The organism is Nonomuraea sp. KM88, assembly GCF_052245635.1.
GTDB lineage: Bacteria > Actinomycetota > Actinomycetes > Streptosporangiales > Streptosporangiaceae > Nonomuraea.
The window spans coordinates 421,829-443,358 of record NZ_JBQQCC010000006.1; the positions used below are offsets into that span (position 1 = coordinate 421,829).

General features: G+C 69.2%; 26 protein-coding genes. 9 read left to right on the top strand and 17 right to left on the bottom strand.

The genetic code is table 11. The features are described from left to right. Nucleotides 1-6 precede the first annotated feature (6 nt). Together ACTWPV_RS21310 and ACTWPV_RS21315 are read right to left on the bottom strand one after the other, a co-directional pair. A complete protein-coding gene (locus ACTWPV_RS21310) occupies nt 7-357 on the bottom strand; it encodes a holo-ACP synthase (RefSeq protein WP_347616766.1) in 351 nt (116 codons plus the stop codon). Nucleotides 358-367: 10 nt separating this feature from the next. Continuing rightward, entirely contained in the window at nt 368-1,780 is a 1,413-nt protein-coding gene (locus tag ACTWPV_RS21315; RefSeq protein WP_443153133.1) for a PhoX family protein, read from the bottom strand. 160 nt (nt 1,781-1,940) lie between these two features. On the opposite strand from ACTWPV_RS21315, the gene coaA reads away from it, so the two are divergent. From coaA to ACTWPV_RS21345, 6 genes are all read left to right on the top strand, one after another. Then, nucleotides 1,941-2,843 carry a type I pantothenate kinase gene (gene coaA / locus ACTWPV_RS21320; RefSeq protein ID WP_443153151.1) on the top strand — a complete coding sequence of 301 codons (903 nt, stop codon included), beginning with the start codon at nt 1,941-1,943 and terminating at the stop codon, nt 2,841-2,843. Between the two features lie 169 nt (nt 2,844-3,012). Continuing rightward, nucleotides 3,013-3,939 carry a DUF389 domain-containing protein gene (locus ACTWPV_RS21325; RefSeq protein ID WP_443153134.1) on the top strand — a complete coding sequence of 309 codons (927 nt, stop codon included), beginning with the start codon at nt 3,013-3,015 and terminating at the stop codon, nt 3,937-3,939. A 39-nt stretch (nt 3,940-3,978) separates the two neighbouring features. Continuing rightward, nucleotides 3,979-4,887 carry an ABC transporter ATP-binding protein gene (locus tag ACTWPV_RS21330; protein ID WP_347646497.1) on the top strand — a complete coding sequence of 303 codons (909 nt, stop codon included), beginning with the start codon at nt 3,979-3,981 and terminating at the stop codon, nt 4,885-4,887. After that, nucleotides 4,880-5,737 (top strand): ABC transporter permease, encoded by an 858-nt coding sequence (locus ACTWPV_RS21335; RefSeq protein ID WP_347646496.1) that lies wholly within the window; start codon nt 4,880-4,882, stop codon nt 5,735-5,737. Before ACTWPV_RS21330 ends, ACTWPV_RS21335 begins: the two co-directional genes overlap by 8 nt. Then, nucleotides 5,734-6,648 (top strand): ABC transporter ATP-binding protein, encoded by a 915-nt coding sequence (locus tag ACTWPV_RS21340; protein ID WP_443153135.1) that lies wholly within the window; start codon nt 5,734-5,736, stop codon nt 6,646-6,648. The genes ACTWPV_RS21335 and ACTWPV_RS21340 overlap by 4 nt, the downstream gene beginning before the upstream one ends. After that, nucleotides 6,648-7,364 carry an ABC transporter permease subunit gene (locus ACTWPV_RS21345; protein WP_347646494.1) on the top strand — a complete coding sequence of 239 codons (717 nt, stop codon included), beginning with the start codon at nt 6,648-6,650 and terminating at the stop codon, nt 7,362-7,364. Before ACTWPV_RS21340 ends, ACTWPV_RS21345 begins: the two co-directional genes overlap by 1 nt. A gap of 164 nt (nt 7,365-7,528) precedes the next feature. On the opposite strand, the gene glmM is transcribed toward ACTWPV_RS21345, so the two are convergent. The 3 genes from glmM to rplM all read right to left on the bottom strand — a co-directional run bounded on the left by glmM (nt 7,529) and on the right by rplM (nt 9,932). Next, nucleotides 7,529-8,887 (bottom strand): phosphoglucosamine mutase, encoded by a 1,359-nt coding sequence (gene glmM, locus ACTWPV_RS21350; protein ID WP_443153136.1) that lies wholly within the window; start codon nt 8,885-8,887, stop codon nt 7,529-7,531. Between the two features lies 1 nt (nt 8,888). Continuing rightward, nucleotides 8,889-9,413, bottom strand: coding sequence for a 30S ribosomal protein S9 (gene rpsI / locus ACTWPV_RS21355; protein ID WP_347646492.1), 525 nt, complete (start codon nt 9,411-9,413; stop codon nt 8,889-8,891). A gap of 75 nt (nt 9,414-9,488) precedes the next feature. Then, nucleotides 9,489-9,932, bottom strand: a complete 444-nt coding sequence (gene rplM, locus ACTWPV_RS21360; RefSeq protein ID WP_132334437.1) for a 50S ribosomal protein L13 — start codon at nt 9,930-9,932, stop codon at nt 9,489-9,491. Nucleotides 9,933-10,318: 386 nt separating this feature from the next. Between rplM and ACTWPV_RS21365 the strand changes: the two genes are divergently transcribed. From ACTWPV_RS21365 to ACTWPV_RS21375, 3 genes are all read left to right on the top strand, one after another. After that, nucleotides 10,319-11,002 (top strand): CAP domain-containing protein, encoded by a 684-nt coding sequence (locus ACTWPV_RS21365; RefSeq protein ID WP_443153137.1) that lies wholly within the window; start codon nt 10,319-10,321, stop codon nt 11,000-11,002. A 24-nt stretch (nt 11,003-11,026) separates the two neighbouring features. Next, nucleotides 11,027-11,932 carry a hypothetical protein gene (locus ACTWPV_RS21370; RefSeq protein ID WP_347646490.1) on the top strand — a complete coding sequence of 302 codons (906 nt, stop codon included), beginning with the start codon at nt 11,027-11,029 and terminating at the stop codon, nt 11,930-11,932. A 101-nt stretch (nt 11,933-12,033) separates the two neighbouring features. Continuing rightward, the gene (locus tag ACTWPV_RS21375) at nt 12,034-14,214 is read left to right on the top strand and encodes a hypothetical protein (RefSeq protein ID WP_443153138.1); all 2,181 of its coding nucleotides are present in this window, start codon (nt 12,034-12,036) and stop codon (nt 14,212-14,214) included. Here the strand turns inward: ACTWPV_RS21375 and truA are convergent. The 12 genes from truA to map all read right to left on the bottom strand — a co-directional run bounded on the left by truA (nt 14,179) and on the right by map (nt 21,420). Further along, complete coding sequence (gene truA, locus ACTWPV_RS21380) at nt 14,179-15,063, bottom strand: tRNA pseudouridine(38-40) synthase TruA (RefSeq protein ID WP_443153139.1); 885 nt, start codon at nt 15,061-15,063, stop codon at nt 14,179-14,181. The two genes, ACTWPV_RS21375 and truA, sit on opposite strands and share 36 nt — an antisense overlap. A 76-nt stretch (nt 15,064-15,139) precedes the next feature. Further along, the gene (rplQ, locus tag ACTWPV_RS21385; RefSeq protein ID WP_443153140.1) at nt 15,140-15,679 is read right to left on the bottom strand and encodes a 50S ribosomal protein L17; all 540 of its coding nucleotides are present in this window, start codon (nt 15,677-15,679) and stop codon (nt 15,140-15,142) included. Nucleotides 15,680-15,859: 180 nt separating this feature from the next. Further along, complete coding sequence (locus ACTWPV_RS21390) at nt 15,860-16,876, bottom strand: DNA-directed RNA polymerase subunit alpha (protein ID WP_132337053.1); 1,017 nt, start codon at nt 16,874-16,876, stop codon at nt 15,860-15,862. Nucleotides 16,877-17,009: 133 nt separating this feature from the next. Further along, nucleotides 17,010-17,636, bottom strand: a complete 627-nt coding sequence (gene rpsD, locus ACTWPV_RS21395; RefSeq protein ID WP_132509686.1) for a 30S ribosomal protein S4 — start codon at nt 17,634-17,636, stop codon at nt 17,010-17,012. Nucleotides 17,637-17,657: 21 nt separating this feature from the next. After that, a complete protein-coding gene (gene rpsK / locus ACTWPV_RS21400) occupies nt 17,658-18,062 on the bottom strand; it encodes a 30S ribosomal protein S11 (protein ID WP_132337049.1) in 405 nt (134 codons plus the stop codon). Nucleotides 18,063-18,107: 45 nt separating this feature from the next. Next, entirely contained in the window at nt 18,108-18,488 is a 381-nt protein-coding gene (rpsM, locus tag ACTWPV_RS21405) for a 30S ribosomal protein S13 (protein ID WP_132617274.1), read from the bottom strand. A 221-nt stretch (nt 18,489-18,709) separates the two neighbouring features. After that, a complete protein-coding gene (rpmJ, locus tag ACTWPV_RS21410; RefSeq protein WP_003956441.1) occupies nt 18,710-18,823 on the bottom strand; it encodes a 50S ribosomal protein L36 in 114 nt (37 codons plus the stop codon). Nucleotides 18,824-18,847: 24 nt separating this feature from the next. Beyond that, the gene (gene infA / locus ACTWPV_RS21415; RefSeq protein WP_030451477.1) at nt 18,848-19,069 is read right to left on the bottom strand and encodes a translation initiation factor IF-1; all 222 of its coding nucleotides are present in this window, start codon (nt 19,067-19,069) and stop codon (nt 18,848-18,850) included. Between the two features lie 338 nt (nt 19,070-19,407). Further along, nucleotides 19,408-19,593 carry a DUF4236 domain-containing protein gene (locus tag ACTWPV_RS21420; RefSeq protein WP_347646486.1) on the bottom strand — a complete coding sequence of 62 codons (186 nt, stop codon included), beginning with the start codon at nt 19,591-19,593 and terminating at the stop codon, nt 19,408-19,410. Between the two features lie 85 nt (nt 19,594-19,678). Next, nucleotides 19,679-20,080: a VOC family protein gene (locus tag ACTWPV_RS21425; protein WP_443153141.1), complete on the bottom strand. Its 402-nt coding sequence runs from the start codon at nt 20,078-20,080 to the stop codon at nt 19,679-19,681. A 90-nt stretch (nt 20,081-20,170) separates the two neighbouring features. Beyond that, nucleotides 20,171-20,596: a DUF1707 SHOCT-like domain-containing protein gene (locus tag ACTWPV_RS21430; RefSeq protein ID WP_347646484.1), complete on the bottom strand. Its 426-nt coding sequence runs from the start codon at nt 20,594-20,596 to the stop codon at nt 20,171-20,173. Between the two features lie 14 nt (nt 20,597-20,610). Beyond that, entirely contained in the window at nt 20,611-21,420 is an 810-nt protein-coding gene (gene map, locus ACTWPV_RS21435) for a type I methionyl aminopeptidase (protein WP_347646483.1), read from the bottom strand. Nucleotides 21,421-21,530 lie beyond the last annotated feature (110 nt).

Consider the following 21,530-nt stretch of genomic DNA (forward strand, 5'->3'; position numbering starts at 1 on the left):
CCGAAGCTATCCCTCCGCGATCACGTAGGCCACGGCGACGCCCGCGTCGTGGCTGAGTGAGAGGTGCCAGCGTTTGATCCCGAGCTCGTACGCCACCTCCGCGGCCCGCCCGGTGATCACCAGCTCGGGCTTGCCGAGGTCGTCGCAGCGCACCTCGGCCTCCTGGTGCCCCAGCCCTTGCGGAGCCCCGAGCGCCTTGGCCACGGCCTCCTTGGCGGCGAACCTGGCGGCCAGCGAGTGCACCGGCAGCGGCCGCTCGGCCTCGGTGAACAACCGCTCGCGCAGGCGCGGCGTGCGGCGCAGCGTCGCCTCGAAGCGGGAGATGTCCACGATGTCCACCCCGATGCCCAGGATCACCGCACCAAGCCTAGAACAGCCCCTTCTCCCAGGGCCCCCAGATGGCGATCGACATGCCGTGTTCGGCCTGGATGTTGACGTAGAGCGTGTGGCCGCCGGGCCCGAACGTGGAGCCGGCGAACTCGGCTCCCGCGTCGCCGGGGATCGGCTCCAGGCGGCAGAAGTCGAAGATCTTCCCTGCCCTGCTGAGCCCGCGCAGGTAGTTGGCGCCGTCGCCGTCCTCGCACAACACCAGCGTGCCGCGGCGGCTGACCGTCACGTTGTCGGGCAGGTCGAGCACCTCCGAGCGCGGCGACTCGTATGCGAGCTTGAGCCGGCCGCTCCACGTCTCGTACGCCCACACCTGTCCCCGTCCCTTGCCGAACCCGTCGGGCGGCGTGTCACCGGACGCGGTGGCCCCGCCCTGCGTCGAGACGAAGTAGACCGTCCCCTGGTGGCAGACCGCGCCCTCCAGCCGGGAGAAGATCGCCGCGCCGGCCGCCCTGCCCTGCCGGCCCACCGCCTGGACGGCGTCGTCGTTGGAAGGCGTGCCCATGAAGCGGGGATCGGGTTCGTCGATGTCCACCCACGTGGTGGCGTACGAGGCGCCCGGCTCCTGGCCCTCGGACAGATCCTTGCGCTTGGCGCCCTTGACGGCGAGCATCTGCAGCCTGCCGCCGTCGAGCAGCCGCCCCGCCACGGCGGGATGTCTGGGCGGGAGGTAGCGGTAGAAGCCGGACGGGAAGCCGAAGTTGTCCTCGGTGAGGTAGATCGCGCCCGTGGACGGGTCGAAGGCGGCCGACTCGTGCGGGAAACGCCCCGCGGACCTGATCGGCCGGGCGGCGGCGGGGCGGTCGAGCGGCACCTCGAAGATGTAGCCGTGCGGGCGGGTGAGCTTGGAGTTGTCGCCGCCGGAGAAGTCGTCGCCCACGTCGGGGCCGTTGACCGTCTCCTCGCAGGTCACCCAGGCCCCCCACGACATGGGGCCGCCCGAGCAGTTCATCATGGTGCCGCTGAGCGAGGGGCCGCTCTTGATCACCTCTCCGTAGCGGGTGACCTGCAGCGTCGAAGTGCCTCCCCCTGCCATGGGGTCGTACGCCCTGCCCTTGTCGCCGAACGCGCCGACAGGCCCGTTGACCTCATGGTTGCGGACCAGGACAGCGCTGCCCCCGGGGCCGGCGAAGGCCGCCATGCCGTCGTGCCTGCCGGGCACGGCCGAGCCGTCGCCGAACCGGTCGCCGGCGGGGCTGAACGAGCGGTACTTGAACCCGCCGGGCAGGTGCAGGCGCACCTTGCCGTCACGAAGATCCTTCACGGGACGCAGCGGCCCGTACGCGCGGACCGGCTTCGCCCCTCCCTGGGCGCCCGCGCAGGCGACCCCGGCGAAGGGGCCCGCGACGCCGGCAGCGGCGACCACGCTGGTGATGAAACGACGACGGTCCACGGAAGCCTCCCGCCAGCAACAGTAGCCCTCGACAAACCTTCGCATACCGGAATCAGCGGTAATCTCCGGCCGTCGTCCACAACCTGTGGACGACCGGCCAGGACCCGCCAAGATCCGCTCTTTCCTCCATCGCTACGCTGCCAAGGTGAACAACGGCTACGTGGAACTGAGCAGGGAGCAGTGGAGCGAGCTCCGCAAGAACACGCCCTTGACTCTCACCGCAGACGAGCTGGAAGAGCTGCGCGGCGTCGACGACCCCATCGACCTCACCGAAGTCACCGACATCTACCTCCCGCTGACCCGGCTGCTGAACCTGCACTTCACCGGGTCCAAACAGCGCAGCAGCGTGCTGAGCGCCTTCCTCGGGCGTGACGAGCAGCGGGTGCCGTACATCCTGGGCATCGCGGGCAGCGTCGCGGTCGGCAAGTCGACGACGGCGCGGCTGCTGCACACCCTGCTCGCCCGCTGGCCCGAGCACATGCACGTGGAACTGGTCACCACCGACAGCTTCCTCTACCCGAACGCGGTGCTGGAGAAGAAGGGCATCATGCATCGCAAGGGCTTCCCCGAGAGTTATGACCGGCGGGCGCTGGTCAGGTTCGTGGCGGAGGTCAAGGCCGGGGCGGCGGCGACGCGGGCGCCGGTCTACAGCCACCTCGAGTACGACATAGTCCCCGGCGCACACCAGACCGTGAAAAGTCCGGACATTTTGATCATCGAGGGCCTCAACGTCCTCCAGCCCGCCCCACCCACCTCCCTCGCCGTCAACGACTACTTCGACTTCTCCATCTACGTCGACGCCAAGGTCGAGGACATCCGCACCTGGTACGTCGAACGGTTCCACAAGCTTCGCCGTACCGCCTTCGAGGACCCGAAGTCGTACTTCCGGCACATCGCGGAGCTGTCGTACGACGAGGCCACGGACTTCGCGGTCAACGTCTGGCGCGACATCAACGAACGCAACCTCGTCGAGAACATCGCCCCCACCAGAGGCCGCGCCGACCTCGTGCTCAAGAAGGGCGCCGATCACTCGGTGCAGCGCGTACGGCTCCGCCAGACCTGAACGCCTCCTCGTACAGGTAACGCGCGAACCTGCCCCCGCACTCCTGGTCGTCGATGCCGGCGAACCAGCACTCCTCACCGTGGTCGTGACAGCTGAAGCGGCACATGCGGGAAACCCTCGCGCACACGTGTCAAAACCACGTCAACGTCCGATCGACGACAATGGCCGGATGCTCCATCTACGGCTGATCAGCCCGCCCTCACGCGCGGACGAGGTGACGGCGGTGTTGGAGGACTGCCCTGGCGTCACCAACATCGTCGTCCTCTCCGGGGCGGCCCGCCTGCCGAGCGGCGACGTGATCCTCTGCGACGCCGCCAGGGAGTCGGCCAACGAGGTGCTGGGCCGACTCAAGTGGCTGGAGAAGGAGGGCTCGATCGCCATCGAGCACGTCGACCTGTCGTTGTCCAGGACGGCGGAGGAGGCGGTCGAGGAGGCGCCGGGCGAGCCCGACGACGCGGTCATCTGGGAGGAGTTCGCGCACCGGGTGCAGGGCGAGTCCGGCATCACGTGGGCGTTCCTGGTCTTCCTCGCCATCGCCACACAATTGGCGGGCATCGGCGTGCTGCAGAACTCCGTCATCCTCATCATCGGCGGGATGGTGCTCAGCCCGGAGTTCGGCCCGATCGCGGCCGTCTGCTTCGGCCTGCTGCGCCGCAGGTGGCGGCTGGTCGTCCACGCGCTCCGTACGTTGATCACCGGGTTCGCGGCGGCGATCGCCGTCACCTTCGCCTGCGCGCTCGTCTCCCACTGGCTCGGCTGGATCGGCCCCGGCGACCTCGCCACCGGCGAGGAGGTCAGGTTCATCGTCACGCCCGACCGGTGGTCGTTCATCGTGGCGCTGCTCGCGGGCGTGGCCGGAGTGCTGTCGATCACGGCGGGCAAGTCGACGGCCCTGATCGGCGTCTTCATCTCGGTCACCACGGTGCCCGCCGCCGGCTACCTGGCCGTCGCGCTCGCGCTCGGCCAGTGGGCGCAGGTCGCGGGCTCGGTGTCGCAGCTGTCGATGAACGTGGCCGGCATGATCCTGGCAGGCACCACGACCCTGATGGTCCAGCGGAAATTCTGGCCTCAAGTAGGACGCCGTTCATCCGTCTGAACGAGGCCACGGCGCTGATCGCCCGGTAGTGTCCGGCACATGCACATCCTCGCTACCGAGGGGCTGACCAAGCGCTTTCCCACCGTCACGGCGGTCGATCAGCTCTCCGTCACCGTGGGGCCCGGTGTCACCGGCCTGGTCGGGGCGAACGGCGCGGGCAAGTCGACACTGATCAAGATCCTGCTCGGTCTGCTGCCGCCCTCCGGCGGCACCGCGCGGGTGCTCGATCTGGACGTGACCGCGCAGGGCGCGGAGATCCGCAGGCTCGTCGGCTACATGCCCGAGCACGAGTGTCTTCCGCCCGACGTCTCCGCCACCGAATTAGTCGTCCACCTCGCCCAGATGTCCGGGCTGCCGCGCACGGCGGCCCGCGAGCGCGCCGCCGACGTCCTGCGCCACGTCGGCCTGGCGGAAGAGCGCTACCGTCCCGTCGGCGGCTACTCGACCGGCATGAAGCAGCGGGTCAAGCTGGCCCAGGCCCTGGTCCACGACCCGAAACTGATCTTCCTCGACGAGCCAACCAACGGGCTCGACCCGCGCGGCCGCGACGAGATGCTGACGCTGATCCGGCGCATCGGCACCGAGTTCGGCATCAGCGTGCTCGTCACCTCCCACCTGCTGGGCGAGCTGGAGCGCATCTGCGACCACGTGATCGTCATCGACGCGGGGCGGCTGCTGCGTTCCTCGACGATCGGCGAGTTCACCCAGGCGACGCAGACCGTCACGGTCGAGGTCGACGAGGGCCTTGACGCGCTGACCGCCCGCCTGACCGGCGACGGCCAGACCGTCTCGCCACAGGGCCGCATGCTGGTGGTCAAGGTGCTCGGGCCCGAGACGTACGACGCCATCCGCGACGCCGCCGTCGACCTGGACCTCTGCCTCATCCGCCTGGAACAGGGACGTCACCGCATCGAGGACGTCTTCCGGGAAGAGAGCACAAGTGTCTGAAATTTACGACATCGGCTACCGGCACTACGACGGCCCCCGGCTCGGCCGCGGCTACGCCACCAGGGCCCTGACCCTGCACAGCCTGCGCGGCATCTTCGGCCTCGGCCGCCCGGCCCGCAGCAAGATCATGCCGTTCTCCCTGGCCACCATCATGCTGGTGCCGGCGATCGTCAACATCGCGCTGATGGCCCTGCTCAGGAGAAGCGAGATCCCCTACAGCGGCTACGCGGTCATCATGCAGGCCGTGGTGGCGATCTTCCTGGCCTCGCAGGCCCCCACGGTCGTCGCCCCCGACCTGCGCTACCGCGTGCTGCCGCTCTACCTGTCACGGCCCGTGGCGATCAACGAGTACGTCGGGGCCAAGGTCGCCGCGATGACCGCGGCGGTGTTCCTGCTGGTCGCCGCGCCGCTCACGCTGATGTACGTGGGCGAACTGGTGATCGACCTCCCCGGCCCGCCGGCCACCGGCGAATACGCCGGCTCCATGACCATGGCGCTCGTGCTGGCGCTGCTCCTGTCGGCATTCGGCCTCGCACTGGCCTCGTTCACGCCCCGGCGCGGGCTCGGCGTGGCGTCGGTGATCACCGTCTACCTGCTGTCGTTCGCGGCGGTCCCGGTGATCTACGGCACGCTGGCCTCCACCGGCAACGAGTCGCAGGCCGCCTGGGCATGGCTGATCAACCCGTTCTGGCTGGTCGACTCCGTGCAGTCGTGGGTGTTCGGCACGCCGCCCCACTCCATCGAGGGCGACTACCCGAACGGCCCCGCCTCGGCGGCGATCCTCGTCGTGCTGATCTGCGCCGGGCTGGCCGCCCTCGCGCTGCGCTACAGGAAGGCGGCCGCGCGATGAAGATCGAGCTCTCGCAGGTCTCCCGCTGGTACGGCAACGTGGTGGCGGTCAACGACGTGACGATGACGATCGGCCCAGGCGTCACCGGCCTGCTCGGGCCCAACGGCGCGGGCAAGTCGACGCTCCTGCACATGATGGCGGGCTTCCTGGCCGCTTCGGGCGGCTCGGTCACGCTGGACGGGACCAAGGTCTGGAAGAACCACCGCATTTACCGAAATATCGGCCTCGTTCCAGAACGTGAGGGCGTGTACGGCTTCCTGACCGGCTGGCAGTTCGTGCTCTCCGCCGCCCGGCTCCACGGCCTGCCCGACCCCGCGGAAGCCGCCCGCAAAGCCCTGGCCACCGTCGAGATGGAGGAGCCGAAGGACCGCCGCGTCGAGACGTACTCGAAGGGCATGCGCCAGCGCGTCAAGGTCGCCGCGGCGCTCGTCCACGACCCGCCGGTGCTGCTGCTCGACGAGCCGTTCAACGGCATGGACCCCCGCCAGCGCCTCCAGCTGATGGACCTCATCCGCTCCATGGGGGCGGGGGGCAAGACGATCCTGTTCAGTTCCCACATCCTGGAGGAGGTCGAACGGGTCGCCCAGCACATCGAGGTCCTGGTGGCGGGCCGCCACGCGGCCTCGGGAAACTTCCGCGAGATCCGCCGCCTGATGACCGACCGGCCGCACCTGTTCATGATCCGTTCGAGCGACGACAGGAAGCTCGCAGCCGCGCTCATCCGCGACCCCTCGGCCGGCGGCATCACCCTCCGCCCCGACGGCCTGGAGGTCCAGGCCACCGAGTTCCGCCGTTTCGCCCGGCTCCTCCCCAGGGTCGCCAAGGAGGAAGGCGTGCACCTGCACCAGATCTCCCCCGCGGACGAGGACCTGGAAAGCGTCTTCTCCTACCTCATCACCAGGAGCACCTGATGAACACCGTGGTCGCGGGCATCACGTACCGCGCCCTGCTGGGCCGCCGGCGCATCATCCTGCTGCTGGTGCTGCCGCTGGGTCTCATCGCCCTGGCGGTGCTGCTGCGTCTGTTCGGCGAGACCGGCCAGCGCTCGGCCATGCTGCTGATGGACAACTTCGCGATCAACACGATGCTGCCCCTCCTGGGCCTGATCGCGGGCACGGGCGTCATCGCCCCGGAGATCGACGACGGCACCATCATCCACCTGCTGTCCAAGCCGATCTCCCGTCCTGTCATCATCCGGACGAAGTTCCTGGTGGCGGCGTCGCTGCTGGCCGTGTTCGGGGCGATCCCGACGTACGTGTCGGCCTGGCTCCTGGTCAGCAACGAGGACGGCATCGCCTCGGGGTTCGCCCTGGGGGCGCTGCTGGCCGGCATCGCCTACGCAGCCGTCTTCCTCCTGCTGGGCGTCCTGACGCGGCACGCGGTGGCGATCGGCATCATCTACGCCCTGGTGTGGGAGACCCTGGTGGGCGGGTTCCTGCCGGGTGCCCGCAAGTTCTCGATCCAGCAGTGGGGCAAGTCGATCGCCGACCAGATCTCCGACTCGGCGTTCCTCAAGGCCGACGTGACGCTCGGCTTCGCCGTGCCGGCGCTGATCATCGTCACGGTCGCCGCCGTCTTCTGGGCGGGCCGCAGGCTGCGGGCCTTCTCGCTCACCGGCGACGAGTAGACACCTTTGATCTGCTCCCGCGACTGCCGTCTGAGCCCCGTGACCACAGTGATCGGAGCCGGCAAGCATATCGCGCGGTTGCCTGACGGGCGGGACGCGCAGCTCAGGTCCCGCTCATGAGCGTCGGGTACGGCACCGCGTGCCGTACCCGACGTGAGAAACCTTCAGACGCAGGACGTGCGCACCACGTAGGCGAGGCGGCCGGCCACCAGGGTGGCGTGCTCCTCCGACGCGGCCTCGACCATGACCCGGATCATCGGCTCGGTGCCGCTCGGCCTGATCAGCACCCGCCCCGTCTCCCCCAGCTCGGCCTCCGCCTGCTGGACGGCGGCGACGAGCTCGGGCACGGAGGCCTTGCCCTTGTCGACGTCCTTGACGTTGATCAGGATCTGTGGCAGCGGCGTCATCACCGAGGCCAGCTCCTTCAGCGGCACGCCCGTCTTGGCCACCACGCCCAGCAGGTGGAGTGAGGTGAGCAGGCCGTCGCCGGTGGTGGCGTGGTCGAGCATGATGACGTGGCCCGACTGCTCGCCGCCGAGGTTGTATCCGTTGTGCTTCATGCGCTCCAGCACGTAGCGGTCACCGACGGCGGTCTCGACCACGGTGATGCCCGCGTCGCGCATCGCCAGCTTGAAACCGAGGTTGGACATCACGGTCGCGACCACGGTGTCCTTCGCCAGCAGTCCCTCGCCGTGCATGGCTGCGGCGAGCACGGCCATGATGCGGTCGCCGTCGATGATCGAGCCGGTGTGGTCGACGGCCAGGCAGCGGTCGGCGTCGCCGTCGTAGGCCACGCCCAGGTCGGCGCCGCGCGAGACGACCACCTGCTGGAGCTTGTCCAGGTGGGTCGAGCCGTGGCCGGCGTTGATGTTGAGCCCGTCGGGCCTGGAGCCGATGGCCTCGACCCTGGCCCCCGCGCGTACGAGCGCCTCGGGCGCCACCATGTGGGCGGCGCCGTGCGCGCAGTCGACCACGATGTCGAGGCCGTCGAGTGAGGCGCTCATCGTGGTCAGCACGTGGGAGATGTAGCGGTCGGCCTCACCGTACGCGTCGCGCACGCGGCCCACGGCCGAGCCGACGGGAAAGCTCCACTCCTCGCCCAGCCGCCGCTCGATCTCGTCCTCGACCGCGTCGGACAGCTTGAAGCCGCCGCGGGCCAGGAACTTGATGCCGTTGTCGGGCGCCGGGTTGTGCGACGCCGACAACATGACGCCGAGGTCGGCGCCGAGCGCGGCCGTGAGGTGGGCGACGGCCGGGGTGGGCAGCACGCCGAGGCGCAGCACGTCCACTCCAGACGCCGCGAGGCCGGCGACCACCGCGGCCTCGAGAAACTCTCCCGAGGCGCGTGGGTCCCGGCCTACGACCGCTACCGGCCTGCTCTTACGGCTGGGGCCGGTAGCGGAGAACGCGCCCGCATCGCCGAGGACATGAGCCGCCGCGACCGAAAGGTCCATGGCGAGCTCCGCCGTGAGGTCGCGACCCGCGACCCCGCGTACCCCGTCGGTGCCGAAAAGGCGCGCCAACTCAGCGCTTGCTGTACTGCGGAGCCTTGCGGGCCTTCTTGAGGCCGTACTTCTTCCGCTCCGTGGCGCGGGCGTCACGGGTGAGGAAGCCGGCCTTCTTCAGCGGCGGGCGGTTGACGTCGACGTCCAGGATCGCCAGGGCGCGGGACAGGCCCATGCGCAGGGCGCCGGCCTGACCGGTGACGCCGCCGCCGTCGATGCGAGCGATGACGTCGAACGCCTCCTCGGCGCCGAGCACCACGAACGGCTCGTTGACGATCTGCTGGTGGACCTTGTTCGGGAAGTAGACGTCCAGCGAACGACCGTTGATCGTCCACTTACCGGTGCCGGGGACGATGCGCACGCGGGCGATCGCCTCCTTGCGGCGGCCGGTGCCGTACGAGTTGCCCGTGGTGACGGGCTTGCGCACGGGAGCGTCAGCGCTGGCGGTGGATTCTGTGGTGTATTCGGACGGGAACTCCTCGCTGGAGAAGTCCTCCGCCTCGGCCGTCTCGACGGCCGTCTCGACACCGGTGGGCTCAGCCACGGTTCTCCTCTTACTTTCGAAACTCGGCGCTACCCCTTGCGAGGGCATGCGACGGGGTCTCCCCCGCGGGTCTACTTACTGGGCGATCTGGCTGATCTCGAACGGCACCGGCTGCTGGGCCTGGTGCGGGTGCTCGGAGCCCGCGTAGACCTTCAGCTTCTTCGCCATCTTCCGGCCCAGGGAGTTTTTCGGCAGCATGCCCTTGACGGCCTTCTCGACGGCCTTCTCCGGCCGCTTCTCCATGAGCTCGCCATAGCTGACGGAACGCAGACCGCCCGGGTAACCCGAGTGACGGTACGCCTTCTTCTGCTCGAGCTTGTTGCCACTCAGCGCGATCTTGTCCGCGTTGATGACGATGACGAAGTCACCGGTGTCGACGTGGTTGGCGAAGATCGGCTTGTGCTTGCCGCGGAGCAGGGTCGCGACGTGGCTGGCCAGCCGGCCCAGCACGACATCGGTCGCGTCGATGACGTACCACTGACGCTGGACGTCGGCGGGCTTCGGTGAGTACGTGCGCACGGTCGTAGCCTTCTTTATGCTCGCGTCTTCGGCGCTGTCGGATGCGACAGCAACATTGGTCGGTCGGTGCGGGCACACGACGGCCCGGACCTTCCGTCTCCGCAACACGGGAGATGACGCCGGACGCGCCGCGCATTGGTCACGCTGGACCTATGCACACAACGAACGATTAGGCTACCCGCCCGGAGGCGCGCTGGTCAAAAGACCGGTAACCTCGGACGAGTCTACCCGACCGCAGAACGGTTCGATTTCGTTTCCCTGGGACCTCTTCTTTCCCAGGACCAGACATCCCTATCGTTGATGGCGGTATGTGGCAGAACTCTCACACCCGGCCAACCCAGCGGGGCGCTCGGCGCCGGAATCACCTGGGTGTGCTGACCTGCCTGATGGCGGTTCTGTTCACGGGCGTGCTGATCGGCCGGCTGACCGACGACGCCGAGCCCGCCCGCCACGTCTACCTCGAAGAGACCGTCCCGCCCGCGGCCGCCACCGGCCACGCCACGCCCAAGGCTTCGAAGAAGGCCCGGCCGCACGCCCAGCGGATCCCCAGGGAGATCACGACCAGACCCACGCCGCGCGGCAGGACGACCCCCAAGGTCACCAAGAAGCCCGACGGGCAGATTCCCGGGTTCACCAGCGACGGCGACGGCTCCGCCGAGCTCCGCAGCGACGGCGAGGGCGTGCGCGTCATGGCGGGCATGGCGTCCAGGGTCGTCTCGCTCACCAACGCCGCCAGGGCCAGGCATGGGTGCGGGGCGCTCAGGGTCGACCGCGGGCTCACCCGCTCCGCCCGTACGCACTCGCTGGAGATGGCCCGCACCGGTCGGCTCGTGCACAACTCCCCCGACGGCGGCTCCCCGTGGGACCGCATGGAGCGCGCGGGATACCACTGGGGCGCCGCCGAGAACATCGGCGCCGGCTACACCACGCCCGACGAGGCCGTACGCGGCTGGCTGGACAGCCGCGACCACCGCAGGAACATCCTCGACTGCCGGCTGAAGGCCATCGGCGTCGGCGTCGCCGACGGCCCCAACGGCCCGTGGTGGACCCAGGACTTCGGAACCCGATGACGAACATCACGGTAATGTCGCCCCATGGTTTCCAACGGCAACGGGGAACGTGAGAGCGGATCGGGCGGCGCCCCCTACGGGATGGGGAACGCGCCCGAGGAGCCGGGCAGCGCCTTCCGCCGCCCGCGCCGCAAGGAACGCGCCGCCGGCGAGCCCCAGGAGCAGGCGCCGAAGAGCCCGCAGAGCAAGGTCGGGTGGAGTCCGTACGACGAGGGCTCGCGCTCGCGTGCCCCGTTGTGGTTCGCGATCAGCGGCGTGGCCGTGCTCGGCCTGCTCGGCGGCGGCCTGGTGCTCATGTGGAACGCCGACGACCCCGTCGCCACCGAAACCGGCAGGCCCCGCATGACCGCCGCGCCCCTGCCGTCCGCGCCTCCCGGCGAGTACGGCTTCGCCGCCAGCCGTTCCACGGACCCCGACCCGATCTCGGTGAAGGAGATCTTCGGCAGCAAGAAGAAGATCACCGTGTCGAAGCGTTCGTACGAGCGGACGATCACCAAGAAGGACAAGAAGTGCTCCGACGGCGCCCTGGGCGACGATCTCAAGAAGGCGCTCAAGTCCGGCAAGTGCACCCAGCTCGTCCGCGCCAGCTTCCGCGACAAGGCGGGCAAGGTGATCGGCACGATCGGCGTGGCCAACCTCACCAGCACCAAGGCCGCGAGCAAGGTGGCCAAGGTCGGCGACACGGAAAACTACGTCAAACCGCTGGCGGGTAAGGACAGTGTCACCAAGTTCATCGGCTCGGGCAGTGGCGGCACCAGGATCCTGACGCACGGACACTACGCGATCATGGTGTGGTTCCAGAACAAGGACGGCACAAAGCCCGACAACAAGGGCAGCAAGCAGCTCTTCGCCGCCGTGAACGACATCACCAAGGCCACGGTGTTCGAGGCGCTGGACAACCGGTCGGTCACCGGAAGCCCGCGAATCTGAAACCCGTCTTCGCGCGCGTAACGCCCCAAACGGGATGCCGGATCCTTTCGGGAACGCTCATACCGACGTAACGATCTCGTCTCTCTCGCTAGGCTCGCCCTATGCGTGGCCAGGAACCCGGGTCTGAGCACGATCGCAGGGAAGCCGACAACTCGGCCGCACCAGCGACGCCACCGCCGAGCTTCGGCCAGACCGACGAGCGAGACGTTCCACCGGCGTTCACCCCATCCGGCACCCCATCCGACACCACTACCGGCATCCCTTACGGCGGCGCCCCCTACGGCACCCCATCGACCGGAGCCGCTTCCGGCGAAGCGGCGGCGACCAGGGCGCGCCCCGCCATTCCCGTCTTCCAGGGCCCGCCACCCGACCTGCCGGCGCCTGACGACCGGCCGGGTGCCCAACCGTGGGAGGTGTCGGGCGACGACACCGCGCCCTACGACTGGTTCGCCGACCACACCGGCGTCGACCCCGCCGACCAGGAATGGGGCGACCATCCGCACGCCCACCAGGCGTTCCCCGGCCGCCCTTCGGCCGCGCGTGAGCTCCTCAGCGGCCCGCGGACCGCTCGCGAGCAGGCCGATCCCGCGCGCCCCGGTCACACCACGGCCCGCCGGTCCCCGGCCGAGCGCATGCAGTCCGCACACGAACAGGACGCACAGGAACGAGGTCCGCAGGCGCAGGACCCACCGGCGTGGGACGCTCCGGAGGAGACCGGCCGCTGGCCCGCCAAGCCGGTGGTGCCCAGCGCGCCGCCGTGGGAGCCGCCACCCGCGTTCACCGCCGCCGCGGCCGGCATGCCCGTGTGGCCCGCGCCCGCCGGCGACCCCCACGCCATGCCGCCGTGGCCGGCCGCCACCGGCGAGCTCGTGGCCGACCCCGACCCCGACGAGCCCGGCCCTCTGCCCGCCTCCTTCGACCCGAACGCCACCGACCCGGAGGGCTTCACCCGCCCGGCCGACGCGGGCCACCCGGAAACCGATCAGGCCGAAGTCCCCCGGCCCGGCGCCGACCGGCCAGAAGCACCCCGAGCCACCATCCCCGGCCCCGTCGAAGCGGGCGAACCGGGAACCACCCCGTCCGGCACGGCCCAGCCCGCAGGGGACGCGGACGTCGCAGAGCCGCCGGGCACCGCGAAGCCCCGGACCGGCGACGCGTCCGGCGAGCCTCCCCTTTCGGCACCGGTCGCCGCCGAACGCGACGACACCCGGCCCATCGCCCACAACGACATCGCCCGCCCGGTCGGGCAGGAAGTCACGAAGTCCAAGAAGCCGGCCCACTACTTCGACCCGAAAGCCGCCAGGCGTGACGCCGCACGTCAGGAGAGGGCGTCCGAGCCCGGCGACCCGTCGGCGCGCGCGCCCGAACCGGGCGACGTACCCGTCTGGCCGCCCCTCCCCCCAGAAGAGGAGAAACTTCCCGATCTCCCCTTCCCCCGGGACACCTGGGGCCAGAGACAACCGGTCTCGCTCGACGCGCCCACACCACCGGTGGGCAGCCCCGCCTTCCCGGCTGGAGCGTTCAAACAACCCCCGTTCCAGGCCCCGCCCCCGCCTCCCGCGCCGCCGGGCAGGAGCAGGCGCGCCCTGCTCGTCACACTCGGCGCGCTGGCCCTGGCGGGTGTGGCCACCGGCGGGTTCTTCGCCTGGCAGGCCGTGAGCGACCCCGCGCCGACGACCGCCGCCGCCCGGCCGAGCGCGTCCGTCCAGCCGAGTTCTGAGCCGGCCGCCTCCCCACCCGCCGAGGGCGCGTCCGCGCTCGACTCCGAGCGGACCGACCCGCAGAAGTTGTCGTTGTCGGAGGCGTTCCCCGACAAGAAGGTGAGCGCGGCCGGCGCGACATTCACGCGGGTCAAGGCCGGCATCGAGACGGCCTGCGACAAGGCGGCCATGGGTGCTTTCGCCGACGCGCTCAAGGAGCAGAAGTGCAGCCGCGTGCTCAGGGCCACGTACGTCGACAGGAAACGGCGCTACGCGGTGACCACGGGCATCGCCGTACTTCCTGACAAGACCGCGGCCGAGGCCGTCGACCAGGCGAAGAACCTGTCGCGCAACGTCTGGTTCCGCCCGCTTCCCGGCGGTGAGGGCTCGGGCGGCGAGCGGGTGCACGTCGCGGGCGGCTACGCGGCGGGCCTGGTGTGGGGCCGCTACCTCGTCTTCAGCTACGCCACCCACGCCGACGGCCACACCCCGTCGGCCGGCGAGAGGACGCTGCCCAAGGTGAGCGGGGCGTTCCGCGACGAGACGTCACTCGTCCTCGAGCGCCGCGTCAACGGCGGCTGAGCCCGCCGGCGTGCGCACGCGCCGGGTGGCCGCGGCCCGCGCGGCGAGCTCCGCGTCCGGGGGGTAGCCCACCTCCTCCAGGCAGAGCCCGTGCGCGGGCGCCACGTGCACGCCCGAGTCGCGTACGGCCCTGCCGAGCACCTCACCGGGCCACTCCACCGGCCGCCGCCCGTCACCGGCGGCCAGCAGGGAGCCGACCAGCGCCCGCACCATCGAGTGGCAGAACGCGTCGGCCACGACGGTCGCCACAAGAGTGCCGTCCTGCTCGCGGACCCAGTCGAGGCGCTGCAGTTCCCTGATCGTCGTGGCCCCTTCGCGCTTCTTGCAGAACGCGGCGAAGTCGTGCTCGCCGATCAGCCGCGCGGCGGCCGCGTCGAGCGCGCCGTCGTCCAGCGGCCGGTTGTGCCAGACGACCTCGCGGCGGCGCAGCGGATCGACGCCGCCCACCGCGTCGCTCACCCGGTACGCGTACCGCCGAAAGAGAGCCGAGAACCGGGCGTCGAAGCCCTCAGAAACCACCGAGACCCGATGAACGCGTACGTCCGGGGGCAGAACCCCGCCCAGCCGCCTGACGAGCGCAGCGAGCCGCTCATCGACGCCCAGCGGTCCCCTGTTGCCGTCCAGCTCGGCCATGGAGCCCTCCGGCACGTCCACGTGGGACACCTGGCCGCGCGCGTGCACCCCGGCGTCGGTACGGCCGGCCACGGTCAGCTGGGCGGGCTCGCCGAGGCGCAGGATCCGGCCGAGCGCCTGCTCGATCTCGCCCTGGACGGTGCGCCGCCCCGGCTGCCGTGCCCACCCGGAGAATTCGGTCCCGTCGTACGCGAGGTCGAGGCGGAGCCGTACCACGATGATTCTCCTTCGTACGAAAACGGGCCCGGACCCCCGCAGAGGGGTCCGGGCCCGTTTCAGCCGATCTGAATGATCAGGCCTCGTCCTTCTTCGCCTCGGCCTCGGCGGCCGGGGTCTCCTCGGCGGCGGCCTCGGGGGCCTCAGCCTTGGCCTCCTCGGCCTTGGCCTCCTCGGCCTTGGCCTCCTCCGCCGGAGTCTCCTCGGCGGCGGGCGCCGGGGCGGGGGCCTCGGTGCGGCGGGTGGTGACGCCGCTCATCGGCTCGGTCACCAGCTCGATGACCGCCATCGGCGCGTTGTCGCCCTTGCGCGCGCCGACCTTGGTGATGCGGGTGTAGCCGCCGGGCCGCTCGGCGAACGTCGTCGCGATCTCGGTGAAGAGGTGATGCACGACGCCCTTGTCCCTGACGACGGTCAGGACCTGGCGACGGTTGTGGATGTCGCCCTTCTTCGCCTTGGTGATCAGGCGCTCCGCCACCGGACGCAGGCGCTTGGCCTTGGTGACCGTGGTGCGGATCTTGCCGTGGCGGAACAGGTCGGTGGCGAGGTTCGCCAGGATCAGCCGCTCGTGCGCCGGGCTGCCGCCAAGACGTGCACCCTTGGTGGGCTTGGGCATGTCATCTCTCCTTGTGGATTAACCCGCCCTGGCCGTATCAGGTACCGGAGTCGGGCCGGCGCCGCGGTCGCGCGGCGCCGTTACGTTCACCCGCCCGCCCGCGCCTCGCGAGGGCGGTGGCCGGTCCGCGAACCGGCCGCCGTCCACGCGGAGAACGCGCTGACGAACCGCGGGACGTTGTCAGTACTGCTCGGTCTCGACGTACGCGCTGTCGTCGTCGTCGTAGCCACCGCCGGCCACCGCGCTCGGGTCGAACCCGGGCGGGGAGTCCTTGAGCGCCAGCGACATCTCGTGCAGCTTCTGCTTGACCTCTTCGATCGACTTGGCGCCGAAGTTCCTTATGTCGAGCAGGTCCTGCTCGCTGCGCGCGACGAGCTCGCCCACGGTGTGGATGCCCTCGCGCTTGAGGCAGTTGTAGGAACGGACCGTGAGGTTGAGCTCCTCGATGGGCAGCGCCAGGTCGGCGGCCAGAGCGGCGTCGGTCGGCGACGGGCCGATGTCGATGCCCTCGGCCTCGACGTTGAGCTCGCGGGCCAGGCCGAAGAGCTCGACGAGGGTCTTGCCGGCGGAGGCCACCGCGTCGCGGGGCTTCATCGCGGGCTTGGTCTCGACGTCGAGAATGAGGCGGTCGAAGTCGGTACGCTGCTCGACTCGGGTGGCCTCGACCTTGTAGGTGACCTTGAGCACCGGGGAGTAGATCGAGTCGATCGGAATGCGACCGATCTCCTGGCCCGGCTGCTTGTTCTGGGCGGCGGAGACGTAGCCGCGACCGCGCTCGACGGTCAGCTCCATCTCCAGCTTCGCCTTGCCGTTGAGCGTGGCGATGCGCAGCTCGGGGTTGTGCACCTCGACACCGGCGGGCGGCGCGATGTCGGCGGCGGTGACCTCACCCGGGCCCTGCTTGCGCAGGTACATCACGACCGGCTCGTCGTGCTCGGAGGAGACGACCAGTTCCTTGAGGTTGAGGATGATGTCGGTGACGTCTTCCTTGACCCCGGGAACGGTCGAGAACTCGTGCAGCACGCCCTCGATGCGAATGCTCGTCACGGCCGCGCCCGGAATGGACGACAGCAGCGTGCGGCGCACGGAGTTGCCGATGGTGTAGCCGAAACCCGGCTCCAGCGGCTCGATGACGAATCGGGACCGGGTGTCGTCGATCGACTCTTCAAGAAGAGTCGGGCGCTGAGCGATCAGCATGTGTGGGTTCTCCCCTTTTTCGTGTGACGCCCGCTATATGACGCCACTCCGATGAACAGCCTAGCCCGGGTACGCGCCGCCGCGAGCAGCTCGCGACGGCAGCGAAACGTATCCGGGCCGGGCAGGCGAGTGACTACTTCGAGTAGTACTCGACGATCAGCTGCTCCTGGACCTGGGTGTCGATCTGCTGGCGAACCGGCAGCTGGTGAACCAGGACGCGGAGCTTGTCGGGCACGACGCCGAGCCACGCGGGAATCGTGCGCTCGCCGGCGGTGGCGCGGGCCACCTCGTAGGGCAGCAGGTTGCGCTTGGTCTCGCGGACCTCGATGATGTCGTGCTCGCGAACGCGGTAGGACGGGATGTCGACCTTCTTGCCGTTCACCATGATGTGGCCGTGGCGCACCTGCTGGCGGGCGGCGTCACGCGACTGGGCGAAGCCGGCGCGGTAGACGACGTTGTCGAGGCGGCTCTCCAGGATCTGGAGCAGCACCTCACCCGACTTGCCGCTCTTGCGGGCGGCTTCCTCGTAGTAGTTGTGGAACTGCTTCTCGAGGACGCCGTAGATGCGGCGGGTCTTCTGCTTCTCGCGAAGCTGAAGCTGGTACTCGGTGTCCTTCGGACGGCCTCGGCCGTGCTCACCCGGCGGGTAAGGACGGATCTCGATGGGGCACTTGGCGGACTCGCACTTGCTGCCCTTGAGGAAGAGCTTGGTCTTCTCGCGACGGCAGAGCTTGCAGTCCGCGCCCGTGTAACGAGCCATTTCTCTATATCTCCTGGGATGTCAGACGCGGCGGCGCTTCGGCGGACGGCAACCGTTGTGCGGGACCGGCGTCACGTCCTGGATCGAGCCCACCTCGAGGCCGGTGGCCTGCAGCGAGCGGATCGCGGTCTCGCGGCCGGAGCCGGGACCCTTGACGAAGACGTCGACCTTGCGCATGCCGTGCTCCATGGCGCGGCGAGCGGCGTTTTCCGCGGCCATCTGCGCGGCGAACGGGGTGGACTTCCGGGAGCCCTTGAAACCCACGTGGCCGGCGCTGGCCCAGGAGATCACGTTGCCCAGCGGGTCGGTGATCGAGACGATCGTGTTGTTGAACGTGCTCTTGATGTGGGCGTGCCCGTGAGCGACGTTCTTCTTTTCCTTGCGGCGCACCTTCTTCGGCGCACCCTGGCGGCTCTTAGGAGGCATTGTTTGCCATAACTCCTGAGGTCTTCGGTCCCGCGGCTGCGAGGACTACTTCTTACCGGGCTTCTTCTTGCCGGCGACGGTCTTCTTCTTGCCCTTACGGGTGCGCGCGTTGGTCTGCGTGCGCTGACCATGGACCGGCAGGCCCTTGCGGTGCCGGATGCCCTGGTAGCAACCGATTTCGATCTTGCGCCGGATGTCGGCCTGGACCTCGCGGCGCAGGTCACCCTCGATCTTGTAGTTCGCCTCGATGTAGTCACGCATCGGGACGAGCTCGGTGTCGGAGAGCTGGTGGACGCGGAGGTCGCCGCTGACCCCGGTCGCCTGGAGAATCTCCTGGGCGCGGGTGCGGCCGATTCCGTAAATGTAGGTGAGAGCGATCTCCAGCCGCTTGTCGCGGGGGAGGTCGACGCCAACCAGGCGAGCCATGGCGGGCATTCTCCTTCTTCTGTGGCGGAGGTCTTGCGCCTCACTGCCCCTCCCCAATGCCCGGGGTGAGGGCCCCGGCCTCCGACCGGGGGTCTCCCGAGTGGTTCGAACCTTTCGCGAAAGGCCCGCCTGCCCGGGTGTGACACGCGATTACTGACTCAGGCTTCTCATGCGTCGAGCCCGCTCCCTGACGGGGCGGACTCGGAGAAGCCTTGCGGCGACTAGCCCTGGCGCTGCTTGTGGCGCAGGTTGTCGCAGATCACCATGACGCGACCGTGCCGGCGGATCACCTTGCACTTGTCGCAGATCTTTTTGACGCTCGGCTTTACCTTCATTGTCCTTTGTGTTCCTCAGACGTCTTACTTGTATCGGTAGACGATCCGCCCACGAGTCAGGTCGTAGGGGCTCAGTTCAACAACAACCCGGTCGTCCGGAAGGATCCGGATGTAGTGCATCCGCATCCGTCCGCTGATGTGGGCCAGGACCTTATGGCCGTTGTCGAGCTGCACCCGGAACATGGCGTTCGGGAGCGACTCGACCACAGTGCCCTCGATCTCGATGGCGCCGTCTTTCTTGGCCAAAATTCCTCGCGTTTCACTGATCGATCGTCTGAGGCTCCGGTTCACTAAGCAGCCGCGACCTCACGCTTCGAAGAGAGCGGCGATCGGCAAAGACCGCCGACGCATGTAGGTCATAGTGAGCCGACTAAGGAGTGTACGACACCTGAGCCTAGAACGCGAAATGCGTGCCAGGTGTCCTGACACAACCACGTGTCAGTCTACCCCACGTTTGCCGCGCCCCAGCCCGCCAGGCCGGAGCCGCACGCCCAGCACGCGAACGGTTTGGAGCAGGCCCACCCGAACGGGTAGGGGAAGGGCCGGAGACTCGGCGCCTCCGGCCCGTCAACATCCCCCACCCGTCAGCGAGTGCTACGGGTCTTGCGCCAGTGGAAGCCGCCAGGCAGGTTGACCGAGACCGTACGGCGTCCGTCGGCCGTGCGGGTCACCCGGAACAGCCGGTTGCCCCAGCTGTGCCCCACCCCGCGGCGGGACAGGTTCAGCCGGAACGGCCCGAACTTGATCGACTTTCGATAGCTCCATCCCATGTCGCTTGCCTCCAAAGTGCGGGAGGCCTGCCAGCTACCCAATAGAAAGCGACATATCGGGTTTGGTAACAGTCTGTTTGCTCTTTCAGAGGTAGAGACAGAAGGGATGCCCGTCCGGATCCAGCATCACGCGCACGTCCCCCTGCGGTTGGTACGCCGCCTCGACCGCCCCGCAGACCAGCGCCCACTCCACGGCCGCGGACAGGTCGTCGACCTTGATGTCGAGGTGCTGCGAGGCGTTCTGGGCGCCAGGCTCGCTCGGCCACACCGGGCGGACGTAGGAGCGCTCGTACTCGAAACCCACCCCCGGGCCGCTCCCGCCCGCCGGCGGCTGGAGCAGCAGCCAGGCCGCATGCTCGGGCTCGTCGGGGCCTGGCCCCTCCTCCTCGACCACCTCGTAGCCGAGCAGCCGGGCGTAGAAGCGGGCGAGCTCGCGCGGCTGCGACGTGCCCACGGTCACGGAGGTCAACTGAAGGCGAGGCGGCATATCAGGCTTTCCTTACGGTTGAGGCGACCCGCCGCATCGTACTTCCCGGCGCCCCCGGTCCGCCACGCCCGATCCCGCCGACGCTGCGCCCTATTCCGTCTTGGGTTTGGAGGCGCCGAAGATGGTGCTCATGAGCAGGACCACTCCCCACGGGCCCATGACCCACAGCGGCCACGGATAGACCAGATCGCTCGAGGTGATGCTCACGATCAGCCAGATCACCCAGTTGATGCCGCTGGCCACGGCCCACGTCTGCCAGGCCGCCACCAGGCCGGCGTGCGCGCCCTTCTTGACGGACTTGGATTCGACCTTGGCCGGGAGGTTCCGCAGGTCGACGTCGGGCAGGTCGGAGGTCAGCCGCGCGAGCTCGCCGTACGTCTTGGTCTGGTAGAGCTGTTCGAGCCGCTCGTTGAACTCGTCCATCGTGAGGCGGCCCTGCGCCGTGTGCTCGCGCAGGACGGCGGCCACCCGGTCGCGGTCGGCGTCGGACGCTCGCATCTCGGGGCTCTTCGCCATCCCACCACTCCCGGTCAGAATCCCAGCTGGGTAAGGCGCTCCTTGCCCCCATCTAGGGCGGTAAGCACCCAAGGACCATTATGTGTCACCGCGACGCTGTGTTCGAAGTGTGCGGACTGCTTGCCGTCGACGGTCACCACGGTCCAGTCGTCGGCCAGGACGCGGGTGCGGTCGGTCCCAAGGTTGACCATGGGCTCGATGGCCAGGCACATGCCCTCTTCGAGCGCCGGGCCCCGGCCGGGCTTGCCGTGGTTGGCGATCCACGGGTCCATGTGCATCTCGGTGCCGATGCCGTGGCCGCCGTACTCCTGAGGGATGCCGTAGCGGCCCTGCGACCTGACGTACCGCTCGACCTCGTAGCCGATGTCCGACAGGTGGCGGCCGACGGTCAGCGCGCCGATGCCGCGCCACATGGCCTCCTCCGTGACGCGCATCAGCTCCGTCAGCTTGGGGTCGACCTCGCCGATCGGCACCGTCACGGCCGAGTCGCCGTGCCAGCCCTCGAGGATCGCGCCGCAGTCGATCGAGATGACGTCACCCTCGCGTAGCTTGCGGGCGTTCGTCGGGATGCCGTGAACCACTTCCTCGTTGACCGACGCGCAGATCGTCGCGGGGAAACCTTGGTATCCCTTGAACGACGGGATCGCGCCCTCGTCCCTGATCGCCTTCTCGGCGATCACGTCGAGGTCCAGGGGTGTCATGCCGGGCTCGACAGAGCGTCTGAGCAGGTCGAGCGTGCGACCCACCACCAGGCCCGCCGCCCGCATCTTCTCGAGCTGCTCGGCCGACTTGATCTGGATTCCGTGGCGGTTGCGCTTGAACATGTACTGCCCCCCTGGGTCTCAACGGGCCACCTGGGAGCCCAATTCCCCCACAATAGCCGCGAGGTGGCACGGAATCCCGTGCCACCTCGCCCAAATCGGTTGATAGTGGA